18 protein-coding genes and 1 pseudogene are annotated in these 18,325 nt (G+C 71.7%); 7 read left to right on the top strand and 12 right to left on the bottom strand.

Annotation, left to right across the window (positions count from 1 at the left end):
- Positions 1-74: 74 nt before the first annotated feature.
- From ACZ6TD_RS38980 to ACZ6TD_RS38960, 5 genes are read right to left on the bottom strand one after another with little or no spacing between them, the layout of a single operon-like run.
- Positions 75-539 carry a ribose-5-phosphate isomerase gene (locus ACZ6TD_RS38980; RefSeq protein WP_471345710.1) on the bottom strand — a complete coding sequence of 155 codons (465 nt, stop codon included), beginning with the start codon at positions 537-539 and terminating at the stop codon, positions 75-77.
- Positions 536-2,281 carry a dihydroxyacetone kinase family protein gene (locus ACZ6TD_RS38975; RefSeq protein WP_471345708.1) on the bottom strand — a complete coding sequence of 582 codons (1,746 nt, stop codon included), beginning with the start codon at positions 2,279-2,281 and terminating at the stop codon, positions 536-538. The genes ACZ6TD_RS38980 and ACZ6TD_RS38975 overlap by 4 nt, the downstream gene beginning before the upstream one ends.
- The gene (locus ACZ6TD_RS38970; protein ID WP_471345706.1) at positions 2,278-3,738 is read right to left on the bottom strand and encodes an FGGY family carbohydrate kinase; all 1,461 of its coding nucleotides are present in this window, start codon (positions 3,736-3,738) and stop codon (positions 2,278-2,280) included. Before ACZ6TD_RS38970 ends, ACZ6TD_RS38975 begins: the two co-directional genes overlap by 4 nt.
- Positions 3,735-4,805, bottom strand: a complete 1,071-nt coding sequence (locus ACZ6TD_RS38965) for a 2-hydroxyacid dehydrogenase (RefSeq protein ID WP_471345704.1) — start codon at positions 4,803-4,805, stop codon at positions 3,735-3,737. Before ACZ6TD_RS38965 ends, ACZ6TD_RS38970 begins: the two co-directional genes overlap by 4 nt.
- Positions 4,806-4,811: 6 nt before the next feature.
- Positions 4,812-5,480 (bottom strand): HAD family hydrolase, encoded by a 669-nt coding sequence (locus ACZ6TD_RS38960; RefSeq protein ID WP_471345702.1) that lies wholly within the window; start codon positions 5,478-5,480, stop codon positions 4,812-4,814.
- A 177-nt stretch (positions 5,481-5,657) separates the two neighbouring features.
- Here ACZ6TD_RS38960 and ACZ6TD_RS38955 point away from each other — a divergent pair, with 177 nt between their 5' ends.
- The 3 genes from ACZ6TD_RS38955 (at position 5,658) to ACZ6TD_RS38945 (ending at position 8,683) form a co-directional block, all read left to right on the top strand.
- Complete coding sequence (locus ACZ6TD_RS38955) at positions 5,658-6,446, top strand: DeoR/GlpR family DNA-binding transcription regulator (protein WP_471345700.1); 789 nt, start codon at positions 5,658-5,660, stop codon at positions 6,444-6,446.
- A 104-nt stretch (positions 6,447-6,550) separates the two neighbouring features.
- A complete protein-coding gene (locus tag ACZ6TD_RS38950) occupies positions 6,551-7,849 on the top strand; it encodes an MFS transporter (protein ID WP_471345698.1) in 1,299 nt (432 codons plus the stop codon).
- Positions 7,850-7,990: 141 nt separating this feature from the next.
- Positions 7,991-8,683 carry a carbon-nitrogen hydrolase family protein gene (locus ACZ6TD_RS38945; RefSeq protein WP_471345697.1) on the top strand — a complete coding sequence of 231 codons (693 nt, stop codon included), beginning with the start codon at positions 7,991-7,993 and terminating at the stop codon, positions 8,681-8,683.
- A 40-nt stretch (positions 8,684-8,723) separates the two neighbouring features.
- Here ACZ6TD_RS38945 and ACZ6TD_RS38940 read toward each other — a convergent pair whose 3' ends face one another.
- Both ACZ6TD_RS38940 and ACZ6TD_RS38935 read right to left on the bottom strand, forming a co-directional pair.
- On the bottom strand, positions 8,724-9,368 hold the full coding sequence (locus tag ACZ6TD_RS38940; RefSeq protein ID WP_471345695.1) for an AAA family ATPase: 645 nt from the start codon (positions 9,366-9,368) through the stop codon (positions 8,724-8,726).
- The gene (locus ACZ6TD_RS38935) at positions 9,365-9,931 is read right to left on the bottom strand and encodes a hypothetical protein (RefSeq protein WP_471345693.1); all 567 of its coding nucleotides are present in this window, start codon (positions 9,929-9,931) and stop codon (positions 9,365-9,367) included. The genes ACZ6TD_RS38940 and ACZ6TD_RS38935 overlap by 4 nt, the downstream gene beginning before the upstream one ends.
- 301 nt (positions 9,932-10,232) lie before the next feature.
- Here ACZ6TD_RS38935 and ACZ6TD_RS38930 point away from each other — a divergent pair, with 301 nt between their 5' ends.
- From ACZ6TD_RS38930 to ACZ6TD_RS38920, 3 genes are all read left to right on the top strand, one after another.
- Positions 10,233-10,877 carry a hypothetical protein gene (locus ACZ6TD_RS38930; RefSeq protein ID WP_471345691.1) on the top strand — a complete coding sequence of 215 codons (645 nt, stop codon included), beginning with the start codon at positions 10,233-10,235 and terminating at the stop codon, positions 10,875-10,877.
- Positions 10,878-11,032: 155 nt separating this feature from the next.
- Entirely contained in the window at positions 11,033-12,184 is a 1,152-nt protein-coding gene (locus tag ACZ6TD_RS38925; RefSeq protein WP_471345689.1) for a sensor histidine kinase, read from the top strand.
- Entirely contained in the window at positions 12,181-12,879 is a 699-nt protein-coding gene (locus ACZ6TD_RS38920; protein WP_471345687.1) for a response regulator transcription factor, read from the top strand. The genes ACZ6TD_RS38925 and ACZ6TD_RS38920 overlap by 4 nt, the downstream gene beginning before the upstream one ends.
- A gap of 8 nt (positions 12,880-12,887) precedes the next feature.
- On the opposite strand, the gene ACZ6TD_RS38915 is transcribed toward ACZ6TD_RS38920, so the two are convergent.
- Positions 12,888-13,211, bottom strand: a complete 324-nt coding sequence (locus ACZ6TD_RS38915) for an ATP-binding protein (protein ID WP_471345685.1) — start codon at positions 13,209-13,211, stop codon at positions 12,888-12,890.
- Positions 13,212-13,474: 263 nt separating this feature from the next.
- Positions 13,475-14,689, bottom strand: a complete 1,215-nt coding sequence (locus ACZ6TD_RS38910) for a helix-turn-helix domain-containing protein (RefSeq protein WP_471345683.1) — start codon at positions 14,687-14,689, stop codon at positions 13,475-13,477.
- A 148-nt stretch (positions 14,690-14,837) separates the two neighbouring features.
- On the opposite strand from ACZ6TD_RS38910, the gene ACZ6TD_RS38905 reads away from it, so the two are divergent.
- Complete coding sequence (locus tag ACZ6TD_RS38905; RefSeq protein ID WP_471345681.1) at positions 14,838-15,221, top strand: VOC family protein; 384 nt, start codon at positions 14,838-14,840, stop codon at positions 15,219-15,221.
- An 88-nt stretch (positions 15,222-15,309) separates the two neighbouring features.
- Here ACZ6TD_RS38905 and ACZ6TD_RS38900 read toward each other — a convergent pair whose 3' ends face one another.
- From ACZ6TD_RS38900 to ACZ6TD_RS38890, 3 genes and pseudogenes are all read right to left on the bottom strand, one after another.
- On the bottom strand, positions 15,310-15,762 hold the full coding sequence (locus tag ACZ6TD_RS38900) for a MarR family winged helix-turn-helix transcriptional regulator (protein ID WP_471345679.1): 453 nt from the start codon (positions 15,760-15,762) through the stop codon (positions 15,310-15,312).
- Positions 15,762-17,149 (bottom strand): annotated as a pseudogene (locus ACZ6TD_RS38895) (MFS transporter). The gene ACZ6TD_RS38900 and the pseudogene ACZ6TD_RS38895 overlap by 1 nt, the downstream one beginning before the upstream one ends.
- A gap of 153 nt (positions 17,150-17,302) precedes the next feature.
- Positions 17,303-18,307, bottom strand: coding sequence for a LacI family DNA-binding transcriptional regulator (locus ACZ6TD_RS38890; protein ID WP_471345677.1), 1,005 nt, complete (start codon positions 18,305-18,307; stop codon positions 17,303-17,305).
- Positions 18,308-18,325: the final 18 nt, after the last annotated feature.

Genomic DNA, 18,325 nt, shown 5'->3' with positions numbered 1-18,325 from the left:
CCGCTCCAGCCGCGGCCTGTCGCGCATCACGTCACTGTACTCCGGTCGCGTCCTGGTGTGCGGGCGTACGCCGGTCAGCCCTCGTAGCTCCGGATGGCGGCGACCTTCTCCGCCGACGGGGAGGTCTCGTCGAAGCTCTGCGCGAGCCAGTCGTCGGTGAGCGCGCGGGCGAGTTCCAGGCCGATGACGCGCTGGCCGAAGCAGAGCACCTGGGCGTTGTTGCTGAGGACCGAGCGGCGCACGGAGTAGGTGTCGTGGGCGGTGACCGCGCGGATGCCGGGGACCTTGTTGGCGCTGATGGCCACGCCGAGGCCGGTGCCGCAGACCAACAGCGCGCGGTCGGCGGTGCCTTCGGCCACGCGGCGGGCCGCTTCCACCGCGACATGCGGGTAGGCGGTGTGCTCGTCGCTGCCCACGCCGACGTCGATGACCTCGGCGACCCGGGGGTCGGCCTGTAGATCCCGCTTGAGGACTTCCTTGTAGTCGTAACCGGCGTCGTCGCAACCGACGACGATCCGGAAGGCAGGCGCGGTGGTCATACGGATTCGCTTCCTGTTGTCGCGCGGAGAGTGGCCACCGCGGTCAGCACCGCGGCGAGTGAGGTGGCTCCGGGGTCGGGGGTGCCGACGCTGCGGTCGGCGAGGGGGCGGGCGCGGCCCAGGCGGGGGCGCAGCCCGGCGGTGTTCTCGGCGGCCGTACGGGCTTCGGCCACGGCGGACGCGTACGCCTCGGAGACCGGGGCTCCGGTCCGCAGCCCCGTCGCGAAGGCGGTGGCGAACGGCGCGAGGGCGTCGACCAGGGTCTTGTCGCCCACGTCGGCCCCGCCGAGCGAGGTGACGGCGGTGAGCGCGTCCGCGGCGGCGGACGCCAGCTCCTCGCGCTCCGGCGCCCGGTCGGCGGGCAGCGCCGCGCCGATGGCGCGCAGGCCCACGCCCCACAGCGCCCCTGAGGTGCCCCCGGCCTCCGCCGCCCAGGCATCGCCGGCGGCGGCCAGCACCGCCGCCGGGGCGAGCCGGTCGGTGTGCGCCTTCTCGGCGGCCGCCAGCGCCGCGTCGACGCCCTTGCACATGCCACGGCCGTGATCGCCGTCGCCCGCCACCGCGTCCAGCCGGCCCAGCTCCTCCGCGTCCCGGTGCAGTACGTCGCGGGCGGCGCGCAGTGCGTGGACGGCCAGCTCCGCGACCTCGACCGCCGCGCCGGACGCCGTGGCGGCGGACCGCTCCGGGCGGCGCGGGGCCGCGGCGGGCCGTACGGCCGCGTCGTCCGCCGGGGGTTCCGGCGGTGGCGTACGGCAGAAGGCCGGGGTGTCGGCCGGGGCGAGCCACAGCCGCTCCAGTTCCTCGTCCAGCCAGCTCAGGGTCAGCGAGCAGCCGGCCATGTCGAGACTGGTGACGAGTTCGCCGACCTCGGGGCGTACGGGCGTGAGCCCCGCCTCGTCCAGTTGCCGGGCCACGGCGCCCCACAGTACGTACAGCTCCTCGTACTTCGTGGCGCCGAGCCCGTTGAGGACGACCGCGACCCGCCCGTCGTCGCCCGCGTCGGCGGGCCGGTCCGCGAGCAGCCCCGTCACCAGGGCGCGGGCCAGGTCCTCCGCGGTGCCCAGGGTGTCCTCGCTGACCCCCGGTTCGCCGTGGATGCCGAGACCGAGGCCCAAGCGGCCCTCGGGAACGGTGAACAGGGGCGCTTCGGCGCCCGGCAGGGTGCAGCCGTCGAAGGCCACGCCGAGCGTGCGGGTACGGGCGTTGGTGTGCTCGGCGACGCGGACGACCTCCTCCAGCGAGGCACCTTCCTCGGCCGCCGCCGACGCGGTCTTGAAGACGACGAAGCCACCCGCGATGCCCCGCCGCCGCGCCGTCTGGTCGGCGGGGGCGGAGGCGATGTCATCGGTGACGGCGAAGCAGCGGGCGGGAATCCCGTCTCCCTCCAACTGCCGTGCCGCGAGCCCGAAGTTCATCACGTCTCCCGCGTAGTTGCCGAAGAGGAAGAGAACACCGCCGCCCGCCTCCGCCGCCTCGGCGACCGAGCGGGCGCGGGCGGCCGACGGAGAGGTGAAGACATCGCCGATGACCGACCCGTCGGCGAATCCGGGGCCGACGACACCGCAGAAGGCGGGGTAGTGGCCGGAGCCGCCACCGGTGAGCACGGCCACCTTGCCGGCGCGGGCGGGGCGGGCGCGCACCACACCGCCGGGCACGGCCCGTACGTGCCCGGGATGGGCGGCGGCGAAGCCCGTGATCATGTCGTCGGTGAACCGGGCGGGGTCGTTGAAGAGCCTGGTCATCGTGTGCTCCAGCCTTCGCGTGCGGTCTCGAGGGCCTGGCGGTAGGCGGCGTAGCCCTCGGCGTAGTGGTCGATCAGCCCGCGCTCGGCGGTGACGGTACGGAGGCGGGCGCGCCAGGCGCCGGGGTCGACCGGCGTGCCCAGGGAGCGCCAGGCGACATGGGCAGCGCCGCGGATGCCCACGGCGTCGTCGCAGACCTCCAGGTCGCCGCCGAGGACACCGGCGAAGATCCGTGCCCACTCCCCGGAGCGCGCGCCACCGCCGCAGGCGGTGACGGTGCGGGTGACGCCGAGGGTTTCCATGCAGTGCCGGGCCGAGTAGGCGACGGCCTCGCACAGCGCCCGTACCAGGTCGGCGCGGCCGGCCAGCGGGGAGAGGCCGTCGAACCGGCCGCGGGCCCGCGGGTCGACGAAGGGCGCCCGCTCACCGCTGGTGGACAGGAACGGCAGCGCGGTGACGCCCGCGGCGCCGGGCGGGGACTGGACGAGCAGCGCGTCCAGCGCCTCGATCTTCACATCGAGCAGCTTCAGCAGCCAGTCCAGTCCCGCGGTGCCGATCATGGCGGGCATGACCCGCAGGAACCGGCCCTCGTACGGGGTGGCCAGCACCATCCCGGCCGGGTCCTCGGCGAGGGCCGGGCGCGGCTCGCTGTCGAGGACCTGGGCGGCGAGGGTGGTGCCGATGATGAGGTTGCCCTCGCCCGGTTCGGCGACCCCCGAGCCGAAGGCGCAGGCCGGGATGTCGAACGGGCCGGCGGAGACCGGCAGCCCCGCGGGCAGGCCAAGCCGCCTGGCGGCGTCGGGCAGCAGCCGGTGCAGGGTGCCGGGCGGCGCCGGGTCCGGCAGCAGCCGGCGATGTGCGGACAGCCCGCACAGCTCGAGCGCGGTCTCGTCGTACGTACGGGTGGCCACGTCGAGGAACGGCTGCGAGGCGTCGGAGACGTCGACGGTCACGGCGCCGGTCAGCCGCTGCACGACGGCGTCCACGCAGTACCCGGCGACCTCGGCCGCCGCCAGCCGCTCCGGCTCGTGCTCGGCCAGATGCGCCAGCAGGGGTGCCGCCGAGCCGGGGAACAGACCGACGCCGGTGCGCCGGTGCAGGGCGCGCAGGGTGCCGTCGGCGGTCCACCGGTCGAGCCGGTCCGCGGCCCGGCCGTCCATCCAGGACAGCGCGCGGCCGACCGGGGCGCCCGTGGCGTCGCGCAGCCACAGGCCGTCGCCCTGCCCGGTGAGGGCCAGGGCCTCGGCCGGTTCGTCGCCCAACTGCGCGGCGTCGGCGAGCGCCGCCCGTACGACGGTCTCCACGGTGCCCACGACGTCGTCCAGGTCCTGCTCGACGCGGTGTCCGGGCAGGGTGTAGACGGTGCTGCGGGCCTCGTGCGCGGGGGTGGTCCGGCCGTCGCGGGAGATCAGCTGGGCCTTGGTGACCGAGGTGCCGATGTCGACTCCGACGATCATGGCCGGCTCCCGGTCAGCACCTCCGGATTGGCCACGTGCCGCAGCGGTTCGCCGCGCAGGAAGCGGGCGGCCTCACCGGCGGTGATCAGGGCGGCCCGGTCGGCGGTCTGCCGGGTGGCGCCCGCCAGGTGGGGTGTGGTGATGACGTTGGGGGCCTTGTGCAGCGGCCAGTCGGCCGGGGGCGGCTCGATGTCGTAGACGTCGAGGGCGAGCGCGCCGAGCCGGCCGGACTCCAGCAGGCCGGGCAGGGGCGCGTAGTCGAGCAGCTCACCGCGGGCCGAGTTGACGAGGACGGCGCCCTCGGGCAGCAGCGCGAGGTTGCCGGCGTTCAGCAGATGCCGGGTCTCGGGGGTGACCCGGGCGTGCAGGCTCACCACGGAGCTGCGCCGCAGCAGGTCCTCCAGGGCGGTGAGCTCCACGCCGTCGGCGTGTGCCCGCTCCGGGTCCGCGTACGGGTCGGAGACGAGGACGTGTGCGCCGAAGGCGCGCAGCACGCGGGCCACGATCGAGCCGATGGCCCCGTATCCGACGAGGCCGACGGTGGCGCCGTCGAGCTCCAGGCCCGCGTTCTCGTAGGCGTAGTAGTCGCCACGCCAGGTGCCCTCCTTGAGGGCCGCGTCGGCGTGGGTGATGCGGCGCATGGCGGCGAGGATCAGGCCGACGGCGAATTCGGCGGCCGCGGCGGCGTTGCGGCCCGGTGTGAAGGTGACGGGGATCCCGGCGGCGGTGGCGGCGGCCAGGTCCACGTTGACCGGGCCGCCGCGGGCCACGCCGATGAACTTCAGGCCGGGTGCCTCACGGATGACCCGGGCGGTGAAGGGCGCCATCTGGGTGAGGGCGACACTCGCGTCGCCGAGCGCCTCCAGCACCTGCTCCTCGGTGCCGCTGGCCTCCTTGACCCCGCCGTTCCCCTGCCCGTCGGCCCCGACCGGTCCGAAGGGTTCGTTCGGCCAGCGGGTGCGCAGGGTGCGGAAGGTCAGCCCGGCGGAGGGCAGGCTCTCGCTCAGGGCGGCGGAGAAGAGCTCGGGGGCGATGAAGTCGTCGCCGGATACCAGGACCGTGGTCATGTCCGGTCACTCCCCTCGGGGGTCGAGCCTGCTGAGCAGGAAGTCACGTACGGCATGGTGGTCCGGAGAACGGTATGCGGCCGCCGCGAGGGCGTCCTCGGCGGGTGGGTACTGCGGATTCGGGATGGCCACGACGGTCATCCCGGCGGCCGCGGCGGCGCGCAGTCCGTTGCTGGAGTCCTCCACCGCCAGACAGCGCTCCGGGGCCACGCCGAGGGCGCGCGCGGCGGCCAGATAGACGTCCGGGCTCGGCTTTCCGCGCTCCACCTCGGCGCTGGAGACGGTCGCCTTGAAGTGGTGGTCGACGCCGTGGTGGACGAGAACGGCGTCGATCACCCGGCGCGGCGCGGAGGAGGCGAGCGCCACGGGGGCGAGCTCGGCGGTGGCGGTGACCATCTCGCGGGCTCCGGGCAGCAGGCCGATGCGGCCGTCGGCCAGGGCCTGGACCATCCCGTCGACGACGGTCTGCTCGGTGCTGGTGGCGGAGTCACCCGCCGCGCAGAACCGGGTGAGGTAGGCGGCCCACTCGGGGGCGCTCATCCCCTGGACGTCGCGCGTCTGCTCCGGGCCCCACGTGCGGCCGCGGGCGGCGGCGTAGGTGGCCCACAACTCCTCCCACAGATGCTCGCTCTCCACGAGCACGCCGTCCATGTCGAAGACCACTGCGTCGGCCATGCGTACCCCTGATCTCCCGGCTGATGATGTCTGGCTGGCGGGGCACGGGGATGTCCGTGCGCCCGGCGGTGTCCGCCAGGTGATGGCACCCGGCGGGTCCGCCACAGCGAAATTAACAGTAGCGGCGTGAGTTGTCACTGGTTCTATGTGAGAAATAAACACGGCAGGATGGAGGGCATGACTACTCCCCCGTCGTCGCGCGGTGCGCGGCAACAGCGGCAGCAACTGATCGTCGAGCACGTTCTGGCCCAGGGGGACGCCACCGTGTCCGAACTGGTCGAGCTGACCGGCGTCAGCCTGATGACGGTCCACCGGGACGTCGCCGAGCTGGCGGACCGCGGCATCCTGCGCAAGTACCACGGTGGCGTCTCCGCGCAGCCCTCGATGGTCTTCGAGTCCAGTTCGGACTTCCGGCTGCACGCGCACACCGGCGAGAAGCGGGCCCTGGCCCGCGCCGCCCTGCGGTTCGTGGCCCCGGGGATGTCGGTGATGCTGGACGACTCGACCTCGGCGCTGGCCCTGGCGCGGCTGTTGCCCGAGGTGGGGCCGCTGACCGTGGTGACCAACTACCGCCTGATCACGGAGGAGCTGAGGAGCGCCGAGGGCATCCGGCTGATCTGCGTGGGCGGCGAGTACTCGCGCACCCATGACTCATGGATCGGCCTGCCGGCGATGGACATGATCAGCGGCATCTCCGTCGATCTGAGCGTGCTCTCCACCTCCGGGATGACCGCGGGCATGACGTTCCACCAGGAGCAGGAGATCGTCAGCATCAAGCGGGCGACCCGGCAGGCGGGCGCGACGAGCGTGCTGCTCATGGACCACAGCAAGGTGGGCCGCCGCGCGCTGCACCGGCTGGAGAGCGTGGACTCCTTCGACCACGTCCTGCTGACCGGCCCGGTGGACGAGGAGCTGCTCCGGGAGATGCGGGAGCTGACGGATGTGAGAGTCGTCGAGACCGAGTAGTTACCATCGAGTCTCGTTATTCTTACCAGACCCCTTGATATTTCTCTCGGCTCGCTTGAGTATCTGCGGTCGTACTCCGTCATCCCCGCAGAGTGGAGGAAGCGATGCCGAAACCCTTGGTCCTGGGCTATCTGGGCGTACTCCTGTTCATGATCGGTGACGGTGTCGAATCCGGCTTCATCGCTCCGTACATGGCCGATCACGGCGCGGCGACGGACGTACGGGCCGGGTACGTCATCACGGTCTACGGCATCGCCGTCATGCTGGCGTCGTGGTTCTCCGGCGCGCTCTGCCAGGTGTGGGGGCCGCGCCGGGTGATGTGGACGGGCCTGGCGATCTGGGCCGTGTTCGACGCCGCGTATCTGCTCTTCGCGCTGGGCACCGAGAACTACCCGATGATGCTGATCTTCTACGGCATCCGGGGCTTCGGCTATCCGCTCTTCGCGTTCGGCTTCCTCGTATGGATCACCAACACGGCGCCGAAGGCGCGGCTGGGCACCGCGGTGGGCTGGTTCTACTTCGCCTTCACGGGCGGCCTGCCCACCCTCGGCTCGCTGTGGTCGAGCCTGACGATCCCCTCGTTCGGCCGCCTGGGCACACTGTGGTCGGCCCTCGTCCTCATCCTCATCGGCGGCGCCATCGCCCTGGTCGGCGCCCGCAGCAGGCCCGGCGGCGACCGGATGGCACCCCCGGAGGTCACCACCGGCGAGAGCCTGCTCAACTCCGTGTCCATCATCTGGACCCACCCGCGCGTGCTGGTGGGCTGCCTGGTCCGGATCATCAACACGGCCCCGGAATTCGGCATGCTGGTGTACCTGCCGCGGATCTTCTCCGACGACGTCGGCTTCGGCGAGGACAAGTGGCTCCAGCTGCTGGCGATCATCTACGGCACGAACATCTTCTTCAACCTCATCTTCGGCGTCCTCTCCGACCGCATCGGCTGGCGCACGACCATCGCCGGCTTCGGCGCGCTGGGCTGTGCGATCAGCGTCACGACGCTGTACTTCGTACCGACCTGGCTCGGCCCGGACTACTACTGGGTCGCGGTGCTCGCGGGCATGTTCTACGGCGCGACCCTCGCGGGATTCGTGCCGATCTCGGCCCTCATCCCGTCGATGGCACCGGAGAACAAGGGCGGTTCGATGGCCCTGCTCAACCTGGGCGCGGGCGGCGCGGCCTTCGTCGGCCCGGCCATCGCCAGCCTCTTCCTCCCCGTCGTCGGCGCCGGCGGAGTCACCCTGATCTTCCTCGCCCTCTACCTGGTCGCACTCGTCCTGACGCTGCTGCTGAAGCTCCCCGAGGAACGCGACGGCGAGCCGCCAGCCCCGGGCACGACGGACGACGGCCAGAAGCCCCGAACCGGCACGGCCTCACCCGCCTCCTCGCCCGCCGCCTCCGCCTGACCTCCGCTGTGCGGAGCCCCGCGCCGGCGGTCCGACCCCGTCGTTCGGACTGCCGGCGTAAGCCTTCCACCAGATTTCGGCGATTCCCGCCGTACAGCTTGGATAGGCTGAACGCGTGACTCGCGAGAGGAGTTCGGGGTGGTGGCACAGCCGTTGAGCATCGCGGTGGCGCAGCCGAGGTGCGCCGCTCATGACGTGGCGGCCAACGCGGTGGCCCACGCGGAGGCCGTTCGGGCGGCGGACGCGCGGGTGGTGGTCTTCCCCGAGATGTCGCTGACGGGATACGAGCTGGACGCGACGCCGGTCGCCCCGGACGACGAACGGCTGGCGCCGATCGTCGCCGCGTGCGCCGCGACCGGGACGCTCGCCCTGGTCGGCGCGCCGGTGGCGGGCCCGCGTATCGGCATCCTGGCGTTGGACGGAGACGGCGCACGGGTGGTCTACGGAAAGGTCCACCTGCACCCCAGTGAGGCCGTCCGCTTCGTGCCCGGTGAACCCGCCGTGATCGACGTGGACGAGTGGCGGCTGGGGCTCGCCGTCTGCCGCGACACCGGTTTCCCCGAGCACGCCGCGAAGACGGCGGCGCTGGGCATCGACGGCTACGTGGCCGGTGTCGCCCACGCCGAACACCAGGCCGAGCTCCACGGCGAGCGCGCCCGCCGGGTCGCCGCCGACCACGGCGTGTGGGTCGCCACGGCGGCCTTCGCGGGTCCGACCGGTGACGGCTTCGACCGCACGTCCGGCCGTTCGGGCATCTGGTCCGCGGACGGGGAGCTGCTCGCCGAGACGAGCGCCGCGCCCGATGAGATCGCGCGGGCGGTCTTCGTCAAGTGAGCCCGGGGCGGAGCGGCTCCGGCACGGGAGGAGTGACGCGTCAGAGGCGGAACGCCCTGCTCACCTGCTCAGCGAGATCGTCTTCCGTCGTCATCGTGTCGACCTGGATGGTGCGCAGCCGGAGACGCCCGGCCTCCTCCTCGAGGCGCGTGGTGAACATGCGATCCCGTTCGGCGAGGTTGCGGCCGGCCCTCGCCGGATCGCTGGTCCTCCACACGAAGCCTTCCCCCGGCACCGACCGACCCCGGAAGGCGGCCTCACGGAAATCGGGCGTGGGAAGAAGCCAGACGGCGTGCTGAGGAGCATCGAGCAGCGGCTTCACGAGGTGCGGGAGCAGCCGGAACCCCTCGACGATGACGCGGGGCTCCGGCGGCAGGCGAAGGAGGTCGTCGACGATCAGGCCGAAGCCCTCGCCCCGAAACCAGTGGAACGTCTCGAGCATGACCTCCGGAGACCGGTTCACCCATCGCTCGTCCATGTCCATGGCCATGAACCGGTGCAGAAGCGGCGCCTCCTCGGGGGTGACCCGCGCGGCGTGATCCCGCATCACATCGTCGGTCGCGTAGAGCCGCCACCCGTAGCGGTCGGCGAGCCGGCGGGCGATCGTCGACTTGCCCGCCCCACTCCCGCCACCGATCCAGAAGACGTGGCGCAGCCGCGCCGCGAGTTCCGCGCCGTCGGTCACTTCTTCATCCTGTCCGGGCCGCATTCCTCTCCGATCCGACGAGACGAGACAATGCGAGACTCATTGTGGCCTCGTCGGCCCCCGCGGCCGACGGTGGCCGCTCGCGTGGCGAGTCCGATGGTGCGGGTGAGCGTCATCGCCACGGCCATCAGCAGCAGCGCGTCGGTGAGGGCGTCGGCGGTCACCTGGTGGTCGACCATCCAGCGGCCCAGTTGCCGGGCGAACCAGTGCTCCGATCCGTACGAGAACGCGGCCCGTGCGCCGATCACGACGATCCACAGCGCCGCGTAGGCGAAGCCCGCACGGCTGACCGGCTTGCCGGTCGTGGGGCCGGCGTAGACCGTGGTGAAGGTCATCGCCAGCAGTCCGACCACCAACCCCGCCACGACGGCGGCGAGTTCGAGCGCCAGGCCGGAGCCGTGGGTGGCCGGGCTCTTGATGAAGAGGGGGACGATCGCGGCGGTCATCAGCAGCGGCCGCAGAATGCGCAGCTTCCCGATCCTGCGGTGGGGCCCGAGGTCCGCCTCCAGGACGGCGATCAGGACCGCACCGTTGATGATCATGGCTTGACCGATGGTGGACATGGGATGGCGAGCCTCTCGGTGGACGGTTTGCCGCGGATTCGGCTCGCTCAGGCTCGCGCCGGTACGCGTTCCCGCGCGCCGTAGCAGGGGGTGACCTCCGGGGTGATCGCTTCGGCCGCCCGGTGGTACCGGTTCCCGGCGCCGGTATCACCTGCGGATCACCCCGCGGGTCACCCCGGAGGTCACCGCTCGGGGTGACGCTTTGCCCCGCGGGCCTTCCTAGCCTCGGGGCGAGTCAACAGGCGTACGCGACCGAAGCGTGGCCGACGGGAGTCATCCAGTGAACGTGCTGCAAGTGCTGGCCGCGATCGCCGTCGTGATCTTCGTCATCGCACGTCAGCTACGCGGCGAGCCGCTGCGCGGCAAGCGGCTGATCCTGCTTCCCGCGATCCTCGCCGTCATCGGTTTCACCAGCCTCGGCAAGGGCGGCCGCCACCTCACCACGACCGATCTCGCATGCCTCGTCATCAGTGCGGTGATCGCGGCGGGAATCGGCACCGCCCAGGGAGCGCTGCTGCGGCTGGAGCCGCGCGACGGGGTGCTGTGGGCGCGGATGCCGGTGTACGGACTGTGGCTGTGGCTCGCGCTGGTGGTCTCGCGGGTCGTGATGACGGTCGTCGCCATGGTGCTGCACGCCCCCGTGGCGGGCTCCTCGGCACCCCTCCTGATGCTGCTCGGCCTCAACCGGCTCGGCCAGGCCGCCGTCGTCACACCGCGCGCCCTCGCCTCCGGCGTGCCGTTCGCGCCGGAGAAGGACGGCCGCCCCTTCGATGTGCGGGGCGCGCTGACGGGACTGCTGGGCGGGTCGGGCGACACACCGGCGCCCGGAGCGGAGCGGCCCGCGCGGCAGCCCCGCCCCACGGGATCGTATGACCGGTCGGCGCGTGACGGCCTACGCGACCGGGGCCGCCGGGGACGGCGATGACCGGACGACACCCGGAAGGCGCACCCGCGGCCCCCACACGGGACGACGAGACAGCCGGACCCCCGGCCCATGACGAAACAGCCGGACCCTCGGCCCATGACGAGGTACACCCCGGCGCCGCGGCCGAGCGGTCCGCGGGTCGCTATCCTGCATCCGTGCTGCGTACGGTGTCATGGCTGATGCGGGCCGGCGCGTACGCGTTCATCGGCCTGCACACCTTCACGGGCCCTCCGGTCGGGCCCGGGACGGTGACCCTGGCCGTCGTCACGTACGCGCTGGGCGGCTTGGCGCTGGTGTTGTGGGAGCTCACCCACGCCCTCGGCGACGAGGCCGCGAGGCGCGCGCCGCGGATGCGGATCCTGCTCGGCGTCGCCGCCGCCCTCTCCGGCTACGCCAGCGCCTTTCCGCACACCGGAGCACTCATCGGCCTCTCGCTGATGGCCGTCATGCACCTGGGCACCGAGCTGAGCCTCCCGGTGGGCTGGGCCGTGGCGGGCTGCACGGTGGTGGCCCTGGAGACCGGGGTCCTGGTCGCCGGGGCGAGCCGCGGGTTCGCACTGGGCTATCCGATGCTGGTGGCGCTGGTCCTGGTCGCGAGCCACAACCGGCGCGCCTACCGGATACGCGCCGAGCAATCGGCCGCCATGCTCGCCCAGAGCGAGCTGCTCCGCGCGGAGCAGCGCCGGGTGGCCGTACTGGACGAACGCACCCGGATCGCCCGTGAGATCCATGACGTACTGGCCCATTCGCTGGGCGCCCTGAGCATCCAGATCCAGGCCGCCAGTGCCCTGTTGACAGATCACCGGGACATCGACCGGGCGGTCACCGTGCTGGACGGAGCGAGGCGGCTGACCGCCGACGGGCTCGCCGAGACCCGCCGCGCGGTGCACGCCCTGCGCTCCGACCTCGCGCCGCTCGACGAGGAACTGGGCACGATGGCGGACACCCACCGGCAGCGGCACGGCGTTCCGGTACGGCTCAGGGTCGAGGGCGAGCCCTCCCCGCTCCCGGCGGACCAGGCGCTCCCCCTCTTCCGTACCGCGCAGGAAGCCCTGACCAACGCCGCCAAACACGCCCCCGCCCAGCCGGTGGAGGTCACCCTGACCTATGAGGACGCACACGTGACGCTCACCGTCGACAACCCGCTCGGCGCACCACAATCCCCTCGGCAAGCACCCGCGTTCGCCACCGTCGACGGCGGCTACGGCCTCACCGGAATGCGTGAGCGCCTCCTGCTGCTGGGCGGGACACTCGACACGGGGGTACGGGACGGACAGTGGCGCGTCCGGGCCGAGGTGCCGCGATGAGCGCCCAGGACACCCGGCCGCTGCGGATCGTGGTCGCCGACGACCAGGCCAGCGTCCGGGAGGGCCTGGTCCTCATGCTCGACCTGCTGCCGGACATCGACGTCGTCGGCTCGGCGGCCAACGGACAGCAAGCGCTCGACCAGGTCGCCGAGCACCACCCGGACGCGATCCTGCTCGACCTGCACATGCCGGTGCTCGACGGCACCGAGGCCACCCGCCGGCTCACCGCCGAACATCCCGAGGTCGCCGTCGTCGTCCTGACCACCTACGCCGACGACACCTCCGTCCTGGAGACGCTCCGCGCCGGGGCCCGCGCCTACCTCACCAAGGACGCGGACCGCCTGCACATCGCCCGTACCCTGCACAGCGCCGTCGCGGGGCTCTCCGTCCTCGACCCCAGGGTCCAGGCCACCCTGCTCGCCGCGGCGAGCGCTCCCGCCGCCCCTCCCCCGGGGCCCGACGCCGCTCGTTCGGGGCCCGACGCCGCCGACCAGCCGCTCCCGGACGGCCTCACCCGGCGTGAGGCGGAGATCCTCACGCTGATGGCACGCGGTTCGACCAACGCGGAGATCGCCGCCGCCCTCTTCCTGAGTGGCAACACCGTGAAGACCCACATCAACCGGGTCTTCACCAAGACCGGCTCCCGCGACCGCGTCGCGGCCACCCGCTACGCCCGCGACCACGGCCTGGACTGATTCGCCGGTCATCCGCTTTCCTTCCCGTGCAGCTCTGCCCACACCCGCTTGCCCCACGGCAGCGGATCGGTGCCCCACTCCTCGGCCAGCGCGGCCACGAGCGCGAGGCCGCGCCCGCTCTCGTCCTCCGCGCTCGACTCCCGAAGCACCGGGCGTCTCTTCGATTTGTCCACCACCCCGATGCGCACCCGCGTTGCCTCGAGCCGGGTGACGGTGACCCGGATGTAATTACTCTGGGCGTGCTTCACTGCGTTGGTCACCAGCTCGGAGGCGATTAAAGCCGCGACCTCGGCCAGTTCTTCCAGGCGCCATGTTGCGAAGGCGACGCGCACCAGACGCCGGGCTGTGACCGCGCTCTCTGGTTCACGCGGCAGGGTCTCGCTGTAGCCAGGGTGCCCAGTAGGGCGGGCTATGGTGAGCGGCAGACATTGTCGAGGCTGCTTTCGTGACCGCGCGTCCGTGAATTCTGGCACGTCAATTGCTCTTTCGGGTCGACCACAGCCCCGGCTGTTCACAAGGCTGCGGGGCAGTGACCACTCATGTAAGCGACGCGCCAAGAAGGGTGACAGGGGCGCAACATCCTAGTTTCAGGACGCTATTCGCCAACCCCCAGGAACTCCGCCAGTGGGCGCAGCCCTGGCGGGTGGTTGGGCAACGCCCACAGGTCGCGCACGATGGCCACGGCCAACGTGTGGTGCTGCATCCACGTCGGCGCCACCCGGCGCAGGGACTCCAGGGTATTCACGGCTCCCGCCGCGTCCCCCACGTCCGTGTGGGCTCGGGCCACGTCCAGCAGCAGCCACGTCCGCCAGGACGGCGGGGTATCCTTCGACAACCGCATGCCCTTGGCCAGCCTCAAGGCCTCTTCGGGGTGCCCATACTGGACAGCAAGGCGGACACGTTCGATCCGGACCGACGATGGGCTGAAGACGCTGACCATGCGGTTGTCACCGCTGTCGGACAGCTTCGAGACCCGAGCGGCTTCCTTCTCTGCCGTCTCCATCATCGCCGCCGCGCGCTCGTAGTCGCCACTCCTCGCGGCCGACGTGGCCGCACTCATGGTCAAAGCTCCCCATACCTTCAGGCCGTCAGCCGTCCCGGTGTGGACAGCGTTCGTCATGTCGTCGGCGGCACGGAGCGCGATGCCCAACGCATCCTCCAGTCGTCCCTGCCGCTGGTAGGTCCATGCCATGGAGTTGACGATCATCGGCAGTAGCAGCGGATCGGAGGACTGTCCCGCGGCGTCTATCGCGCGCTCCAGGCTCGTCAGGGCAAGGTCCGTCTTGCCCATCCGCACGGCGACATGGCCTGCGAGCTGAAGCGCCTTGCCCAGAGCCGCGAAACCCGCCCTGCGGTCGGCGTCGTCGCCCGAGGCCGTGGCGGTGCGCGCATCCGAGATCAATTCTGGCAATGCCTTCATCACCGTCTCGAACTCTGCGGCATGATACTGGGTCCAACCGTCCGCGATCTGCTCGCGAAGACGGTCCAACGAGAAGTCGGGCCCGGGCGGCTCCGGCTCCGGTCCCCAGAGCGCGGGCATGATGGCGCGGCGCACGGCCACGAAGCGCGGCCCGTCGTTCTCGCCTGTCGAGGAGACCGCAGGAGGGTCACCCAGGAGGGTGGTCAGCTCCACGCCGAGACCGTTCGCCAGCGCGTGCAGCGTGGGGAGGCGTGCCGAGTGCTTCCGCCCCTGTTCGAGCTGACGGATCACGTCGACGGACACGACGGAACGCTCGGCCAGTTCTTCTTGCGTCAGGGCGGCCAGACGGCGCAAGCGGCGCAGCGTCCGCCCCAGGTGTTCGTTTGCCACGCTGCCACCGTACGCCGCAATGCTGCCGTGCTCCTTCAGCAGTACAGAGCCGTAACAGCCCTCCGGCAGGCAAAGTCCAGAGCTGTGTGCGCGAAGGATGGGCGCAACTCGGTGGCGCTCGACGTGGAGATCAGGAAGGCTCGCATGCATGGTCTCGGTATTGCAGAACGTGGCGATTGACTGTGCGGACGCCTACGAGCTGGCCCGGTTCTGGAGCAGGGTGACCGGCCGTCCGCTGCATCCGGAGGACAGACCGGGTGACCGGGAGACTCAGGTGCTGCTGGCGGAGGGGCCAGTGCTGCACTTCAACCAGGTGCCCGAGGCAAAGAAGATCAAGAACCGGATCCATCTGTGTCTGCGCCCCGAGACCTCGCGCGATCAGGAGGTGGACCGGCTGCTGGGCCTCGGTGCCACCTTTGTCGCTGATCACCGAAATCCCGATGGTTCAGGCTGGGCGATCCTCGCTGATCCCGAAGGCAACGAATTCTGCGTTCTGCGCAGTGAGTCCGACCGAGCCGCCATGAATGCCTGACGCTCACCCGCCGTTCTGTCCGGTTTCATATCACAGCTCGTTACCGCCACTCGTATTCGCCCAGCACACCGTGGACCGCGCTCCTCGTTCAGTCGAGGAGCTTGGCCACCACGCGGTCGAGCGCCTGGATGTCCTCGAGTGGCAGGGCGAGCAGGGCGTCGGGTGGGGTGGTGAGGATCGCGGTGGCGCGGGCGGCCGACGCCTGGCCGTCCTCGGTGAGATGGACCAGCTTGGACCGGCGGTCGGCCGGGTTGGTGATGCGTTCGGCGAGGCCGCGCCGTACGAGGTCGTCGACGATGACGGAGGTGTAGGGCGGGTCCGCGCCCAGCCGCTCGGCCAGTTCGCGCAGGGTGATCGGGCCGGCGGCGAGCCGGCGCAACGCCCTGACGCGGCTGAAGCTCATGCCGAGGCTCTCCGCGACCACCTTGCGGCGGTTGTAACGCTCCATCAGGAGCGTGTTCAGCCCCTGCCAGGCTCGGGCCGCCGTCCTGGCGGTCTCGTCGTCCCCCTCGTGCGGCTCGTTGTCATGTGGGCGCTCCATCAGACGTTCACTGTCTCCTTGGTCTCCTCGGCGGCGAGCCGCTTCGCCGTGCGCTGGGCCGTTGCCCGGGCCCAGCGGCCGGAAGTGAGCGTACCCATGACCAGCACCGCGGCGCCGCAGCCGGCGACGATCCACCATGCCGTCCGTGCCGCGTCCGTGAAGGCCGCCGCGTCCGCGTGCGCTCCCCCGGCCATGAGGGCACCGATGACGGCCACGCCGAGGGACTGGCCGGTTTGCCGGCTGGTGGAGGCCACCGCGGCCGCGACACCGGCCTGCGAACGGGGCATGCCCGAGACGGCGGTGTTGGTGATGGGCGCGTTGACCAGCCCGAAGCCGGTGCCGAAGAGCAGATACGCGACGACCAGGAGGGGCACCGGAAGGTGCTCGGAGTAGGTGAGCGCCTGGAGCACGGCGCTCGCGCACAACGCCGCCCCGGCGAGCAGCAGCGGAGTTCGCGGCCCCCGCGAGGCCACCATGCGGCCCGACACGGGTGCGGTCAGCAGCGCCATGACGGCCATGGGCAGCATGAACAACCCGGCGTGCAGCGGATCGAGCTGCCGCACGTCCTGCAGGTACAGGGAGCTGACGAACAGGAACCCGCCCAGACCGGCGAACGCGGCGACCGCGATCACGGTGGCGCCGGAGAACGGCGCGGAACGGAAGAACCGCAGGTCGATAAGTGGGTCGGTGCGCCTCGGTTCGTACCACAGCAGCCCCAGCAGCGCGCACAGCGCCGCGGCCGCGCACCCGGCGACCACGGGCGAGGTCCAGCCCAGGTTCGGCGACTCGATGATCGCGTACGTCAGCGCGACGAGCAGCACGATGACGAGCGACTGCCCGACCGGGTCCACGCGGCGAGGCCGATGGGTACGTTGATCCAGAAAATCGCCCGCCAGCCGGCCGACTCCACCAGCGCACCCCCGATGATCGGCCCGGCGGCCATGCTGATGCCCACGACGCCACTCCACACACCGATGGCACGGGCCCGTTCCCGGGGGTCGGTGAAGGTGTTGCTGATGATCGACATGGCGACGGGGTTCAGCATCGACCCCCCGACCGCCTGAAGCATCCGCGCGACGACCAGCCAGCCGAGCCCGGGAGCCAGGCTGCACAGCAGCGAGGCCGCGGTGAAGATCACCAGCCCGGCCTGAAAGGTACGGCGACGGCCCACCCGGTCGGCGGTCGAACCGGAGAGCATCAACAGGCTCGCCAGCACCAGCGTGTAGGCGTCGACCGTCCATTGCAGCCCGGACACCGACGTGTGCAGGTCGCGCTGGATGGAGGGCAGGGCGACGTTCAGGATCGTGTTGTCGAGACTGACGATCAGCAGGCTCATGCAGCAGATGGCCAGCACGAGCCATCGTCGCCGAGGAGCGAGATCCGGCATGAAGGGGCCTCCATTTAATTGTGTTGTCATAATCATTATATAGACACAACTAAACGGGCCTGAGCCCGGGCCGGGCAGCAGGAGGGGGCCGCCGCGCAGGGCGACGTGGGTCGACGACCGGCCCGAGGTCGGCCACGTCGCCCAAGGGCACCATCAGGAGGACGCGCGTACCACCAGGCGTGGCACGATCACCGTCTCGCCCGTTCCGGCGCCGGTCATCTGGGCGGCGACCTGCCGCACCGCGGCCCGGCCGAGGAGTTCCTTGTCGACCGTCAAGGTGGTCAGCGGCGGGTCCACGAGCCGGCTCAGCGTCAGCCCGTCGCACCCGACGAACGCGCAGTCCTCCGGCACACGCAGGCCGCGGTCGCGGGCGCGGCGCATGGCGCCGATGGCGATCAGGTCGTTGTACGCGAGCACCGCCGTCGCCCCGAAACCGTCGGCCAGCACGTCGTCCATGGCCGCCGCCCCGCCCTCGAGGGAGTTGGCCGCCGGGAACACCCACTCCTCGTCGGCGGGCAGCCCGTGTCCGGCGGCGGCGCCGAGGAACAGCGAGTGGCGGGTGCCGTGGCCGCCGGCGTCCGGGCGGCCACGGTCGTCGAGCATCGCGATCCGCCGGTGGCCGCGCTCGACCAGGTGGCCGACCGCCTGCCGCATGCCGGTGGCGAAGTCGATCCGCCCCCCGCTCACACTCGGCGGCCGGTGCTCGTTGTCGAGCAGGACGAAGGGCATGCCGGAGCGGTGGATGAGCTCGATGGCTCCGGGGTCGAGCAGGAAGGCGACACACGCGTCCACGTGGTCCACCACGGTCCGCGCCACCGCGGTCTCGCGTTCCAGGGCGGACCCGGTGCTGTAGACGGCGACCTGCCAGCCGCGCTCGTCGGCCGCCGCCAGCACACCGGAAACCACCTCGGGGAAGAAGGGGTTGAGCACATCCGCGATGACCAGGCCCAGCGTGGTGAGGTGCGGGCCGACCATGCCACGGGCGAAGCGGCTGGGCCGGTACCCCATCGACTGGGCCACCCGCAGCACCCGCTGCCGCGTGGCGGGGTCGATCTCCGGTTTGTCGTTGACCGCGCGGGAGACCGTCTGCCGGGACACCCCGGCCGAGCGCGCCACATCCTCGATGGTGATGCGGCGCGGCCTGGCGCTCGTGGGCACGGGCCCCCACCCCTCTCC

Source organism: Streptomyces yongxingensis, from assembly GCF_055597465.1.
The sequence above is the reverse complement of the archived record's forward strand: the minus strand, read 5'-3'. Positions and strand labels throughout refer to the sequence as shown.